The sequence below is a fragment of the Candidatus Harpocratesius sp. genome (assembly GCF_054039255.1).
Genome location: NZ_JBPLBG010000031.1, coordinates 174,313 through 188,353, shown reverse-complemented (window position 1 = coordinate 188,353; position 14,041 = coordinate 174,313). Strand labels below are relative to the sequence as shown.

At 30.8% G+C, this 14,041-nt stretch carries 15 protein-coding genes and 1 pseudogene; 9 read left to right on the top strand and 7 right to left on the bottom strand.

Annotated elements, in window-relative coordinates; all coding sequences use genetic code 11:
• Positions 1–166 precede the first annotated feature (166 nt).
• From ACXLDF_RS06905 to ACXLDF_RS06880, 6 genes are all read left to right on the top strand, one after another.
• A complete protein-coding gene (locus tag ACXLDF_RS06905) occupies positions 167–676 on the top strand; it encodes an ATP-binding cassette domain-containing protein (protein WP_457557767.1) in 510 nt (169 codons plus the stop codon).
• A 26-nt stretch (positions 677–702) separates the two neighbouring features.
• Positions 703–1,386: an ABC transporter ATP-binding protein gene (locus ACXLDF_RS06900; protein WP_457557766.1), complete on the top strand. Its 684-nt coding sequence runs from the start codon at positions 703–705 to the stop codon at positions 1,384–1,386.
• A 439-nt stretch (positions 1,387–1,825) separates the two neighbouring features.
• The gene (locus ACXLDF_RS06895; RefSeq protein ID WP_457557765.1) at positions 1,826–1,981 is read left to right on the top strand and encodes a 50S ribosomal protein L40e; all 156 of its coding nucleotides are present in this window, start codon (positions 1,826–1,828) and stop codon (positions 1,979–1,981) included.
• Positions 1,982–2,006: 25 nt separating this feature from the next.
• On the top strand, positions 2,007–2,204 hold the full coding sequence (locus ACXLDF_RS06890) for a hypothetical protein (protein WP_457557764.1): 198 nt from the start codon (positions 2,007–2,009) through the stop codon (positions 2,202–2,204).
• A gap of 202 nt (positions 2,205–2,406) precedes the next feature.
• A complete protein-coding gene (gene pth2, locus ACXLDF_RS06885; RefSeq protein ID WP_457557763.1) occupies positions 2,407–2,784 on the top strand; it encodes a peptidyl-tRNA hydrolase Pth2 in 378 nt (125 codons plus the stop codon).
• Positions 2,785–2,888: 104 nt separating this feature from the next.
• Positions 2,889–3,293: a CopG family ribbon-helix-helix protein gene (locus ACXLDF_RS06880; RefSeq protein WP_457557762.1), complete on the top strand. Its 405-nt coding sequence runs from the start codon at positions 2,889–2,891 to the stop codon at positions 3,291–3,293.
• A gap of 112 nt (positions 3,294–3,405) precedes the next feature.
• On the opposite strand, the gene ACXLDF_RS06875 is transcribed toward ACXLDF_RS06880, so the two are convergent.
• The 6 genes and pseudogenes from ACXLDF_RS06875 to ACXLDF_RS06850 all read right to left on the bottom strand — a co-directional run.
• Entirely contained in the window at positions 3,406–3,837 is a 432-nt protein-coding gene (locus ACXLDF_RS06875; RefSeq protein WP_457557761.1) for a response regulator, read from the bottom strand.
• Between the two features lie 58 nt (positions 3,838–3,895).
• Entirely contained in the window at positions 3,896–4,762 is an 867-nt protein-coding gene (nadC, locus tag ACXLDF_RS06870; protein ID WP_457557760.1) for a carboxylating nicotinate-nucleotide diphosphorylase, read from the bottom strand.
• Between the two features lie 89 nt (positions 4,763–4,851).
• On the bottom strand, positions 4,852–6,573 hold the full coding sequence (locus ACXLDF_RS06865) for a YgiQ family radical SAM protein (protein ID WP_457557759.1): 1,722 nt from the start codon (positions 6,571–6,573) through the stop codon (positions 4,852–4,854).
• A gap of 187 nt (positions 6,574–6,760) precedes the next feature.
• Complete coding sequence (locus ACXLDF_RS06860) at positions 6,761–7,387, bottom strand: TIGR00296 family protein (protein ID WP_457557758.1); 627 nt, start codon at positions 7,385–7,387, stop codon at positions 6,761–6,763.
• 11 nt (positions 7,388–7,398) lie between these two features.
• The gene (locus ACXLDF_RS06855; protein WP_457557757.1) at positions 7,399–8,925 is read right to left on the bottom strand and encodes a dihydroorotase; all 1,527 of its coding nucleotides are present in this window, start codon (positions 8,923–8,925) and stop codon (positions 7,399–7,401) included.
• Positions 8,926–9,069: 144 nt separating this feature from the next.
• A pseudogene (locus ACXLDF_RS06850) lies at positions 9,070–10,422 on the bottom strand (signal recognition particle receptor subunit alpha); the annotation flags it as partial.
• A gap of 163 nt (positions 10,423–10,585) precedes the next feature.
• On the opposite strand from ACXLDF_RS06850, the gene ACXLDF_RS06845 reads away from it, so the two are divergent.
• A complete protein-coding gene (locus ACXLDF_RS06845; protein WP_457557756.1) occupies positions 10,586–11,596 on the top strand; it encodes a hypothetical protein in 1,011 nt (336 codons plus the stop codon).
• Between the two features lie 25 nt (positions 11,597–11,621).
• Here the strand turns inward: ACXLDF_RS06845 and ACXLDF_RS06840 are convergent, their stop codons facing one another.
• The gene (locus ACXLDF_RS06840) at positions 11,622–12,356 is read right to left on the bottom strand and encodes an HAD family hydrolase (protein ID WP_457557770.1); all 735 of its coding nucleotides are present in this window, start codon (positions 12,354–12,356) and stop codon (positions 11,622–11,624) included.
• A gap of 235 nt (positions 12,357–12,591) precedes the next feature.
• Here ACXLDF_RS06840 and eif5A point away from each other — a divergent pair, with 235 nt between their 5' ends.
• Both eif5A and ACXLDF_RS06830 read left to right on the top strand, forming a co-directional pair.
• Positions 12,592–13,035: a translation initiation factor IF-5A gene (gene eif5A, locus ACXLDF_RS06835; RefSeq protein WP_457557755.1), complete on the top strand. Its 444-nt coding sequence runs from the start codon at positions 12,592–12,594 to the stop codon at positions 13,033–13,035.
• 58 nt (positions 13,036–13,093) lie between these two features.
• Positions 13,094–14,038, top strand: a complete 945-nt coding sequence (locus tag ACXLDF_RS06830; RefSeq protein ID WP_457557754.1) for an NAD(+)/NADH kinase — start codon at positions 13,094–13,096, stop codon at positions 14,036–14,038.
• Positions 14,039–14,041: the final 3 nt, after the last annotated feature.

The following is a 14,041-nucleotide window of genomic DNA, read 5'->3' as shown; positions in this document are numbered from 1 at the left end:
CGATTGGATTGATATATCTAATGGTTCACTTATCATATTAATAAGGAAGAATGGAAATATTATAAATGCTTAACAATTATGATATATTAATTAGATTTTTGTCGAACATGGGAATTTAAAAATTCTCGAAGTAATAAACAATTTGATAAAAGTTTATCATCTAAATTTGACTAAAAATGAAAAAGAAAAATGGCTTAATGATTTTGGGTTAAAAAATTTGAATAATGTGAGAATAAAGTTTTTGTCTGGTGGTCAAAAACAAAGAATGGCAATATTATGTGCTCTATTATCGGAGCCCGATATTTTAATATTAGATGAACCGACCAGTCATTTAGATATTAAATCAGCAAATAAAATAATTGATCGGATCAAAACAATTGTTAAAGATAAAAAAATGACTCTTCTTATTTCAACTCATTCTGTTAATTTAGCAGAAAAAATGGATAATGTATTCGAATTATTTAATGGGCAATTTAGAAAATCAGGAAAATATTTTAAAAATGATGTGAATGAAATTTCCATTAAAAAATATAAAGAAACTTTAGTTTATTTGAATAGTGATGGAAAAATTTTGATTCCAGAAGAATTTTTAAACAAGTTTAAAAGCAACTATGTAAAAATAATAGAAAAGGAAGATCGTTTAGAATTAATTCCTATAAAAGAAGACGAAATATAAATTATAATAACAAAGAGTGGATTTTAGTGAATAAACTGATTGAAGTGAAAAATGTTTCAAAATCTTTTGTCTCAAAATATTATAATATTTCTGTATTGGAAAATTTAAACTTAGATATTAAAGAAGGTGATTTTATTACAATTAAAGGTAAATCAGGAGTGGGTAAAACAACTTTCTTTAAATTATTGATGGGTTTGTTAAAACCAACTTCAGGGTTTATTTTTTGGAATTCAAAAGATATTTTCAATTTATATAATTCAAATACCCGTAATTACCTCAGAAGAAAATTCATTTCGATGATTTTTGAAGATTTGTTATTAATATCTAACTTAACAGTATGGGAGAATCTTTATTTTCCATTATCAATTCAAAATCAAAATTTTGATGAAGCTCGATCAAGAATTAAATTTATACTGAATCAATTAGGTATTGCTGAGCTCTATGATAAGAAAATTTATCAAATTTCTGGAGGGGAACAACAAAGAGTGGCAATTGCACGATCATTAATCGTTGATCCAAAAATTATTATTGCTGATGAGCCAACTGGTTTTTTGGATGCAGAAAATACTTCAAAAATTGTTGAATTATTCCAAATTTTGAATAAAGAAAAAAACATTGCATTCGTTATTGTAAGTCATGATTCTGAAGTATATTTAGCAGGAAAAACAAAATATCATTTAAAAAATAAAATTCTGAATCTTGATCAGTGAAGTGCGAATAAGTTTATATAGATCATTTCCTTCATTTTCCAAATCTCTCCTATCTCCCGAAAGTATTTTGGGATTTCACTGAGGTACAAGGGAATGAATACGAATTCCATTCCCGCAATTACCAAAATCAGAATGCCTATGAAGGATGTACCGAACTTGACCCTCGTAAAACTAAAAACCCATTGTGGACCCTAGAACGCGTGCAGTATATCGAATATATCGAATCTAACATCCTGTAATTGCTTGATAAAGAAATGCGTTGCTTTTTTTCAAAGCAGCTAAGACTTGGTGCCTAAAAGTGTTTTTAAAAAATAATTATCCCATTTACCTTTAGAAGATTTACTTCTCTTTTTATATAAATCTTGTTAATCCAAAAAAATTTTAATCAATGAAACTTTCAATTTCTTATTGTTTAATTCAATAAAGGATAGTGAATTGAATGCCAGTAACAGACCCTTACTTAAGGAAAGTCGCCGATCATTACCACTTATATACTTACATTTGCAGAAAGTGTGGTGCTAGAGCTCCATTTCGTGCTAAGAAATGCCGAAAATGTCATAGTAAAGATCTTCGGCCAAAACGACGTGAACGATAAAATTTATATAATTGAGGTAAAAAAAATGCCAGAAGAAATCTTTGATGTGGAAAAATTTTTAGAAATTGCCAAAACTCGTGCGACAGAATGCCGGATTAAAAAATCTGGAGATCATGTAAAACTTAAATTACGTACACCAACTAAGTTATATACTTTGAAGACAAATTCTGCCCAAGCTGAAGAAATCTTAAAGCAGATTGAAGTTGAACATATCGAATTATAATCATACTCTGATCATTATATAATACTATGCAAAATCGTTTCGAGTATATTATTACAACAGATATGGTGGTTGTAATAATATTACATATTTGATCGCTTTTTTTTGCATAAGATTTTTTTCGATTTTTAAAATTGAAAATAATAAATGAAATATTGTAGTTATTTATTTTATTACATCAACTGATGGAGATTTAATAATACTGATGAATGGACAGGCAAATTTATTACATAAATACAAACAAGCGATAATTCTTAGAACAGATTTGAAAATGTCAACAGGAAAAAAAGTTGCTCAAGGATGTCACGCTAGTGTTGTTGCAGTAGAATCTGCTCAAAAAAATCATCCTGGCATTTATTCAGGTTGGAAACAGGAAGGACAGAAAAAAGTTGTATTAAAGGTGTCTAGTGAAGAAGAACTGCTTTTGCTCTTCAATCAAGCAAAAAGGGCATCTTTACCATGCAGTTTAATACAGGATGCTGGATTAACTCAGATCCCTCCTGGAACAAAAACTGCAGTTGCAATAGGTCCTGCATTTGCTAGAGAAATTGATAAATTAACTTCTCATTTGAAGCTTTTATAAAATAATAAAAGATCAAGATTAGGAATTAATTTTTTTTAAATTCCAATTTAGGATGGCAAAGAATAAATTATCAGAAAGCTAATCAATCTAGCAGTGAATAAATTATGCCGATGATCTCTCTCCAAGTAAGTGCAGAATTACAGAAAAATCTGGATAACATTCAAGAAAAATTAGGATTTTCTTCACGAAGTGAATTGCTCCGAAGTATAATTTTGGAGTTTATAAGTTCTCACACGAAAGATCTTCCCATTTTAAGACACCAAATTGCTGTTATTACAGCACATTATGAAGCACGTGAGGATATAGCAACAAAATTTTCCGCAATCGTTCAACAATATGATGAATTGATAAAATCAATTTCTCAATATCATTTAAAAACTCGAATAATCAAAACTTTATTACTTTCAGGGAATTCTATGGATATAAATGATTTTTACAGAGAAATAAGTGGGGATCGGTTATATAAGTCAACAATAACCTATTTAGTAATTCCTGAAAAATCAGAATGAAAACTTATTCGCACTAATCGACCCCTTTGAAGAAAAACTTATTCGGACCAGAATATGATGATTTTTTATTCTAAAATTTATATCTACAAAAAATTAATCTGTTATAAATTTTCTATAAATATTTCTTTAAAATATTTTGAAAATCTTCAAAAGTATAAGGTTTGAGAAGAACATCATCAAAACCATATTCTTTAAAATTGATTAACACAGGATTGTAACCAGTTGAGACAATTACTTTTGGTTTAGGAAATTTTGCTTTTAATTCCAAAATTGTTTCCTTGCCCCCCATACCTTTAGGAATTGATAAATCCATTATCACCAAGTCGAATGGTTCGTTTTGTATATATGCATCAATAAATTTGTTTAATAATTCATTTCCGTCAAATGCACTTTGATATTCAAATCCCAAAGCTTTACACATTCGTTTAAGTAACATATGGATGCTGTTTTCATCATCTAAACCGATGATTTTCCCTTTATATTTAGGTGATTTAGAAAATGGTGACATTTTTGTTTTAGTTTGAATTATATCTTCCGCCTCCATGAATAAAAGAAAGAAAAAAACTATTTAAATCCGTTTTTTGGAATGTTTATAGAAATAATTATATTAAACGTAAAGAAAAATCCATTATTTTATGAGGGTGAAATATTAATGAAGATGTACTTATAATATCAACTCCAGCTTTTGCATATTCGACAATATTGTGAATATTAATATTCCCCGAGGCTTCAAATATTATATTTTTTGAAAGAGATATGTCAGAAAGAATATTACGTATTTGATCGGGTGTCATATTGTCCAACATAATAATATCTGCCCCGTGTTGAATCGCTAAGGGAATATAGCTTGGATTTTCAATTTCAATCTCTATTTTTTTACTAAAACTTGTTTGTTCTTTAGTTTTTGTAAGTAATTTGGCAATATCTCCTTGATAATATTTCAGATGAGTATTTTTTAAAAGAATCATATCGGATAGATTCCAACGATGTACATCCCCACCTCCTAAAAATACTGCTTTCTTTTCGAAATAAGTGAATCCAGGCGTTGTTTTTCGTGTGGCGGCAATTTTGGTTGTAAGATTTTCTTTTTTAAGTTGAATAATAACATCAAATGTGCTACTGGCAATGGATGAAAGTTTCATCAAAAAATTCAAGGCAGTGCGTTCAACCATCAAGATAGTGCGAAGATTTCCTTGTAATTCTATAATTATATCGCCTTTATTAACTTTATTTCCATCTTGAGCAAGGGAAGTGACATTAATATCATTATCTTCAAAAAGTAGTTGTGCTTCTTCCATGCCAGCAAGAATTCCAGAAGATTTTGCTTTTATTTTTGCAGATCCTTGTTCTTGAACAGGAATCATACTACTAGTAATATCTCCAAATCCGATATCTTCATTAAGAAATCCACGCAATTTTTGTAGAAGTATCGATTTAGGAATTGGAAAAGGAGCGTTTGGATAATTCATGAATTGATCAGTATATCTAAGTGTATTTCATCTCTTTTAATTCTTTTATTTTCAATAAATTTTTTTCTTTTTGGTCTTTCTCTTTTTATTCATCTTTTTGTTTTTTTCTTTTTTTTTCTTTTTTTTACATTAATTTGTGATTTAAATTGTGTGCCAATTGTAGAAGATGAACGATCTTTGAATAAAATGTTTTTTTGGTCTTTTTTTTCTCGATATGTGTATGGAACATAAATAGATTCTTTTGTATATGGGTTAAGGCCCGTGTAGTACATGCAAGTAGATACCGACATTGGAGTAGGTGTGAAAATTTGGATTGATTCTGTATTTTTTTCTCCTAATTTACAGATTTTATTTCGTAATAATTGAGCATCTTCCATTGTACTACCTGGATGAGCAGTAATGAAATAATATTTTAACCCTTGCTTTGGATCAGGATTAAGTTGATGAAATTTCCTAAAAAATTCTGAAAATCGAGAATTATCTTTATTCATTAAGTGATAAACACGAGGAGAGAAATGTTCTGGAGCAATTTTTAAATGTCCAGAAATATGGTGAATGATTAATTCTTTCATATATTCTTCGTGATCCATTATCATATCATAGCGAACACCACTCCGCACAAACACTTTTTTTACTCCAGGTATTTTTCTGGATTCTTTCAATAAATCAAGCGCTTTTTGATGTGTTCGATCTAAGATAGGACAGTTTATACAGTGCTGTAAGCAAGAATCACGGTTTGAACAATCCATTCCATACATATTTGCTGAAGGTCCGCCTAAATCGCTGATATATCCATGAAAATCTGATAGATGTGACATTAATTCAATTTCAGATAAAATACTCTCTTTACTGCGAGAAATTATTTTGGTGCCTTGATGAAGCGCAATTGCACAAAAATTACATTCTCCGATACATCCTCTATGAGTGATAATGGAAAATTTTGCCATCTGTAATTCAGGAAAATCAGAAGGTATGTTATATGTGAAAGGGAGGTTGTATATTCTATCCAGTTCCTCTGTGGTATATTGATGCATGCGAAATTGAATTACTGCTCGATTATCCACTTTTTGAAGAAGATTTTTAGAATTAGAGAATATTAGTTGCATATCACAGAATCGAAATTTATCCGTACACACTTCTTCATGTGATGGAAGAACCTCGAGGTTTTCTGTTTCTTCTTCGACTTTTTTCTTCTCTTTTTGCGAAACTATGATTGATGTTCCTTCAATTCCGATTAATTTTTGTTTTTTACTAATTCTGTTTGCAATTTGAATAATTTGAAATTCTCCAGGGCCATATACCAAAATATCTGCTTTTGCATCAAAGAGAATGGATCGTCTAATTTTATTGTCCCAATAATCATAATGGGAAAATCTTCTAAGTGATGCTTCTACTCCTCCTAAAACAATAGGTATTTTACGATTACGGCCTTCTTCAGTTGATTTTAATGCTTGTCTTAACTTTTGGGCATATACTATTGTTGCACGGTCAGGAATGTTTGATTGAAATGGGTGGTATGGATCTTCTGCTCTTTTTTTTTTAAGGGGTGTATAGTTTTGAAGCATGCTATCAATGCTGCCAGAAGAGATTCCAAAAAAAAGCCTAGGTAAACCCAATTTCAAAAAAGAAGTTGTAGTTCGCCAATCTGGTTTCTCAATAATTCCAACAGTATATCCTTCATTTTCTAAAACTCGCGCAATTATTCCAATCCCTGAATGAGGATGATCTGCCCATTTTTCTCCCGATATTAAAATTACATCAAAGAACGGCCCTGAAGTATTTGTCTGTTGAGGAAGTGTTGTAGATATCATTGAAACTCTGTACTATTTATGTTCTATTTGTTATTAGAAATAAGAAATAAAAAATGATTCTGTTTCTTTGTGTAGAAATCAGATAAATTGAGTAAACTCTGTTCTTTTTTCAATATAGTTCTTATTTTTTAAAAAATCATTGTGTAATTTGTGAAATTAAACTAATCTACACTAATTTACACAAATTTTATTCACCGATTTTCTTCTGCACAACTTTACCTCGTGGGGATTCTTCTTCAAAAATAATTGCTGTGAATCTTTCTACTTTAGTTTTTTTAATATCACGCCAAGCTTCAGGTTGTAATCCTGCTTTCATACATGTATGACCAAGAAATGTAAAAACATCCCAATTTCTTCCATATTCAATTGGAACTTGAGGTAATAATAATCCTCGATGCCACCCACGAGTTATAATCAAGCCATCTCGTCCAATTTTGATATGCTGTTCATAATCTTCAGGTTTTTCCACTGATATCTCTTCAGGAACTGTTAAGACAGAAACTTCTACAACCAAATGTTCCATTTCTGATAATTTCACAGGAGGAAATCTGGGATCATCTACAGCTGCAGAAAGAGATACTTTTGAAATCGTTTCCCAAAGTGGATAATAGGGAAGAATATAACCTATACAACCTCGAAGAGGATTGTCTCGTTTTGGAAATTTATTTAGGGTGACAAATGCTCCAGCATTGTCTGCATATTTATCACGAATATCATTTGGTACATCGATATTTTTCTTAGTTTTGAGGTAATATTCAATATTACTGCGTGCAAAAGCTACTAATTTTTGACCATCAGCTAAAGTGATTTCCATTTTTTATCACCTTATAATTCTGAGACTCGATTTAAAAAAGTACCGAAAGGTGAAAAAATACCCGAATTACGCTCAAAAGCAAGTTTACCTCCCAAAAAAACATAATCAATCTCTGCAGATACTTGATATGATTCCCATGCCGTCCATTTTTGTTTGCTTTTCATCTGAGTCGGGTTTAATGGATAAGGCTCTGTTTGATGAACTACAATCAAATCTGCATCCATACCTGGAGCAATTTTGCCTTTGTGAGATAAATTAAGGAGTTTTGCAGGGTGAGTTGAATACATCTCAACTAACTGTGCTAAAGAGATCTCTCCTTGGAATACTTGAGAAAGTAAAATCCGGCTTGCAAAATCAATTGAAGGAAATCCTGATGGGATTGAAAAAAAATCTTGTGATTTTTCTTTATATGTATGGGGTGCATGGTCTGTTCCTATTATATCTGCTTTGCTATTTTGCCATTTTTTCTTTAATTGTTGCTGAATTTCAGGAGATCGAAGTGGAACAAGCACTTTTGCGAAATTTTCAGAGGGAAATTTCATATCATAATTTAAAAGGAGATGATGTGGTGAAACTTCAATTGAACAATGATACCCCTTCTTTTTCAGCATTTCTTGGATTACTTCGATAATTTCAGCACTTGAGACATGTACAAAATGGACATGGGGTGCATCTTTAGGTTCTGGAAAAAATTTATACAAGAATGCAATAATCATTTCTACAAAACCCAATTCATTTGTATAAACTGGATGTGATACATGGTGAGCAAATAAATTTGGATTTGGGGAATTCTCCATTTCTGCAATTTTTAATCCTTGTTCGTAAATTTTCTTCAAAGATTTTTGATCTCGTGGTAATTCTGGATGAAAAAGAATTGGAACATTGTTCTCTTTACATATTTTAAAAAGTTGTCTCCAATAATCATATTTTTGTTGAAAATTATCTAATATTTGAGAAATTTTTTGGGCGAATTCACCTGGATACATATCGCTACGCCAACCATCTTCCCATTTTAAGGGAAGATTATCTGAAAAATCTCCTGGATAAACCTTAACTCCAAAAATCCCTTTTTTTTTCATTACTGGCAGTTCAGAAAGATTGAAATCTTGTTTAATACTCGTATAAATTCCAATATTACAATAGATAGGAGTTGTGTTTATCTTTTCTTTGAAATTTTCAATGGATTTGGGAGAAGACAATGGGGGTTTAGTATTTGGCATAGTAATGACAGTAGTTACTCCTCCAAAAAGTGCTCCTTTTGATCCAGTTTGAAGCGTTTCTTTACTTGATTGTTCAAAATCTCTAAAATGAACGTGCATGTCAATAAATCCAGGAAGTACTAATGCACTTTGTAAATCAAATATCTTAATCTTATTTCTACTATTTTGATCATTTTTTTCATTATCCAGATTTGAAAATGAACCTTCATGAATTGATTGAATTTTGTTTCCTTCTATAATTAAATATCCAAAAATGAGTGTGTTATTCGTAAATATTCTGGTATTATTCAAAACAATTCGGTTTTGTTGATCATTCATTTTCATCCCTACTTCAATTCAGTGATCAATATTATATTACCAGAGATATTTCTTTCGTTTCTTTTTTTGACCTTGTGCCATCATTTGTTGAAGCTGGTTAATATCCATACCTTTTGGAATGCCTCCAGATAAATCACCCAAATCACCCATTCCTGGAATGTTTTGAGCTGCACCTTTCTTTCCTCTAACCTTCTTTCCAAACATTGTTTTCATTACTCTATTCATTTGACGCCATTGGTCTAAAAGTTTTTTAACTTCTGTATAAGTGGTTCCACTACCTTTAGAAATACGTGTGATCCGAGTCTTTTTAATAATTATGGGATCATCTTTTTCTTCTGGTGTCATTGATTGGAGCATAACTTTTATTTTTTCCATATTTGCTGAAGCTGCGATTTTAAACTGATCTGGAAGATTTTGACCTCCAAGCATGCCAATTATTTTTTTTACACCACCCATTTTTTGAATGGATTGTAATTGAACATACATATCTGTGAGGGTGAATTTTCCTTTCTTAATCCTTTTAGCCATATCTTCTTGATCTTCTTCATCTAATCCCAATTCTTCAATTTTCTCTAATAGACCTTCAATATCAGGGATACCCATTAAAGTTCCGACAAATTTCGTTGGATTAAATGTTTCCAGATCGTCAACCCGTTCTCCAACTCCAATAAATTTTATTGGTGCTTTAGCAGCGGCCGCAGCGGATAATGCACCGCCACCTTTAGCAGAACCATCCAATTTAGTAATTATAATACTACCCACATGTGTTGTTTCAGCAAATGCTTTGGCTTGAGAATAGGCTTGTTGACCTAAAGTTCCATCTATTACCAGCAGTGTCTCATTTGGTTTAATTACAGATTCTAGTTTTTGCATTTCCTTCATTAAATCTTCTTCTTGTTTATGCCGGCCTGCTGTATCAACAATTATTAAATCTCGTTTATCTTTACCTTTAGCTTGAAGAAAATGCTTCATTCCTTTCTTCGCAATTTTTATGGCATTTTTCTCTTTGGGAAGCCCATAATGTGGCACTCCAATTGAATCCATAGTTTGAGCCAGCTGATCATATGCTCCAGGTCGCCATGTATCAGTACATATGGCCCCTACTTTAAAACCTCTATTTTTATAGTAATTTGCTAATTTGCCTACTGTAGTCGTTTTACCGCTTCCTTGAATTCCTACAAGCATAATTACTGATTGTTTTCCTGTTTTTATGCGTTTTGGTGCTTCTTTTCCACCTAGGATTTCAATAAGTTGATCATGAAGGAGTTTAATAATAAATTCTTTTCGATCAATTTGTCTATTTATATGTTGATCCATGGCTTGTTTTTTAATTGCATCTGTGACCTGTAAACATAGTTCAACTTTAACATCTGCCATCAATAATGCCCTTTGAAGTTCTTGTAAAATGGCATTTATAGTATCTTTGTCAATTTCTGGTAATCGACGAATTTTCCTAATTAAAGTGTCCAGCGACTTTCCCAAGTTATCAAGAACCAATTATTCCACACCCAATTATTTTTCAAAAATTACGAATCTATAAAAGATTTTTTTTATTCTATATCAATACAATAAAAGAAGGTAGTATTCAAATTTTTTTCGTTTTTCATGAATAGGAAAAATTATATCTTTAATTTTCAAATACTCTCTTGGTGTAAAATAAATGATTAATGTATTTTCAGATTTTTTCAATAAAATCAGTATTCAATTCCGAAAAAAGAAGGTATATCTCCCACTACTTTCTATCATTCTTTTAGGAATTTTATATGGTGGATCTTACGGAATTATCCAATCGACTATTAATAATCAAATGAATTCTAATAATAATTCTCCCGATTCCAAATCAGATCCTATGAAGCTAAATTATATTTATTTAATTTCAGCTACTGAAGAATATCTTGATTTAAATTTCTCTTTATTTTTTCCAATTGATAAATCTATGCCAGATATCTCCATAAAATTGATTTATTTCGAGATTTATCATGAAGGTGATCGAATTACTGATCTTTCATTTCCATTACTTCCATTTGGAAAAATGCATTTAGCGCCAAGTATCACAAGTTTTAATTTAACTGTTAGAGTTGGGATATCCAATCAAATAGGTATTAACAAGATGATTAATCATTTAGTGTTAAGTGAAAATGTATCTCTACATGTTATTGGAAAATTTAAGTTGCAGGGGTTTGGTGTCATATATCCTGCTTTTCATCTAGATCAAGATTTTGTATTATCTTCAAAACAACATTCGAAAAAGCTGTTGAATTTTGAATTTCAAAGTTTCGAGATTGATTTAGATGCATTAACATATAGCATGGAATACACAATTAAGATTTTCAATCCATTAAATTTCTCTTTTAATTTACTTTCAGTACAAGGAGATTTAGATTTTGATGATTTTGATGGAGTTGGGCTACTAGGACCAAAAAAAAATATTCATATTTCAACAATTTCGTACAACTGGAGTGAGAATCCGTTTAGTATTCATGCAAATTCAGAAAATAGTAAATCAGTTTCGTTCACAGACGAGTTACCAGATATTTTTACTTCTTCTCGTCTACTAGATGAATTAGATCAGAATCAACTTGCAATTGATGTAACTAAAGGTATGATTACTATTCAATGGAATGATGTAATATTATATTGGGAGTTTACTTTAGAAGATATTGCAGTGTAAATTAGTTCATAATTTTGATCTTTTTTTAGTTCTTTATTTGAGAAAATAATATTTGAGTAAAATTTGGTAAAATAGGCAATAAATCTGAGATATTTGAAATAATTAAATCCGCTTTCTCTCTCTCCATAATTTCTTTAGTTGCAAAGCCTGATAAAACTCCAATTGTTTTACAACCTGCCCGTTTTCCTGCTTGAATATCAATTTTCATATCTCCGATCATCACCATATTTTTAATTGGAATATTCCATTTTTTAGCCAATAATAGAATTCCTGCTGGATTTGGTTTCATTTTTGTTACTTTATCTCTTCCTAAAATATTATCTTTAAAAATGGTTAACAAATGTTCTCTACCCACAAATCTTTCACTTATTTCCTCCATGCTAGATGTTGTTAAAATCCCAATTTGTCCTCCTAACTCGATAATTTTCTCAAATACCTCCATACTTCCTGGAAAAAGAGAACAAGATGAAATTTCACGCTTATAGACCTTTTGGCACTTTTTAATAAATAAAAATCGTTTATACCATGGAATTCCAAATGATTTTGCTATTTTGAGAAAAATTCGAAGAATAATAAGTTTGGAACCATCTTCTCCTAGTACATTTAATATTTCTTCTTCTAATTCTTTAATAACTGATTTTTTATTTTGATAACCCATTTCCTGCATTGCAATTAAAGGAATATTTCTCGCTAAATCAATATCATCAAGTATAGTTCCATCAAGATCAAAAACGAAACCAAAATTCTGTAAATTTCTCACTTCAATCAATATATTTAGAGAAGGGTGCTTATCTTAAAAATCGCACTTTTTATGTTTTACTTTTTTTTTAAAAGATTTTCCTTAATATATTGAACATCCCATTTTCTTGCCACGCTAACAAAAAAGCGCAAACTTCAAAAAATTAGACATCTTAATTAATCGTATATGGAACTGTGAAGGAGAGTAAATCAGTATTTTTCTCTTATCACATTTTCACCTTTTGATGTGAAAAACTATGGCGCGAAAATCAGCAAATAACTTGAAAAAAGGAAATTACTTTATTAATCCAGATGACAGAGAACCTTACTTAGTTTTGAGTAATGATCACTCTAAATCAGGAAAACATGGGCATGCAAAATCTCGAATTGGATGTGTAGGTCTATTTACAGGAAAGAAAAAAAGTCTTACCATGACTGCTGATACAAATTTAGATATTCCTGAAATTCAAAAACGACAAGGTCAATTAATAGATATCAATGAAAATGATCGAACTGTGCAAGTAATGGATCTTGAAACCTATGAAACATTTGATATTGCTTATCCTCTTGATGAAGAAGACTCAGAGACTAGTAAATTACATGATTTACTTGATGATCGATCGATCTGGGGAGATGTGACTGTTGAATTCTGGACAGTGGTTGGTCGTTCGTTCGTAACTCGAATTGTTTTACCAAAATAATTAGTTTTATTTTTTTCCCAGATATTTTCTGATTATTTTTCTATAATTTTTATAAATAATGGTGTCTGTTGTGAATGAAGCTCCACAAATTAAATCCCGAGAAGCTGGAGATCATCGGGCGATAGGAATTGCGTGTAGATTAGATTCGCCCGAAGCACTTAAAATTGTGCAGTTTATTACTGATTTTTTGCTTAAGAAAAATGAAAGAATTTCTTATGAAACTCGTATTTCTTCGAAATTTATTCGACATTTTGCTAAAAACTTGGGTGACATGACAACAGATAATACTAAATTTATCATCTCAGTTGGTGGGGATGGAACTGTATTACGTGTTTGCCAAAATCTACCTAAGAAAAAACTTCCTCCAATATTAGGTGTTAACTTAGGTTCAGTTGGATTTTTAGATGAATCTATGGGAAATCCTGAATCTTTAGCGAAGGATTTAGATAATATTTTAGCAGGTAATTATTCTATTGAACATGTTGCCAGATTAACGACTCAAATTGGAAATCATATTCTTCCAGTTGCTCTAAATGAGGTTTTGATTATTTCTTCCAAGCCATCTAAGGTTCTTTACGCAAATATCACCATCGATGGTCATAATTTTACTTCTAGTTATTTGGATGGATTAATTGTTTCTACCCATACTGGTTCTACTGCTTATGCTTTATCAGCAGGAGGTTGCTTGTTAGATCCACGATTAAATGGTTTTGAAATTGTCCCCTTGAACCCTTTTGCTGGGACTGGAGTGTTTAGACCATTAATTGTTCCTACTTCCGCAAAAATTCAGATTAAATTGCAGCGTCCGAGGTTAAACGGATTAGTCATTATTGATGGTCAATCAGAATATAAAGTAAGTCCTCAAGTTAAAATAATTATTCAAAGAGCTCCTACTGATGTGAAATTTATTCGATTTAACAATCATGTTGGCGGATATTTCGATAAAGTTAGAAATAAAATACTTTTTTCAAGAAAATTAGCTGATGACAGTTTAGAAAATTAAAAT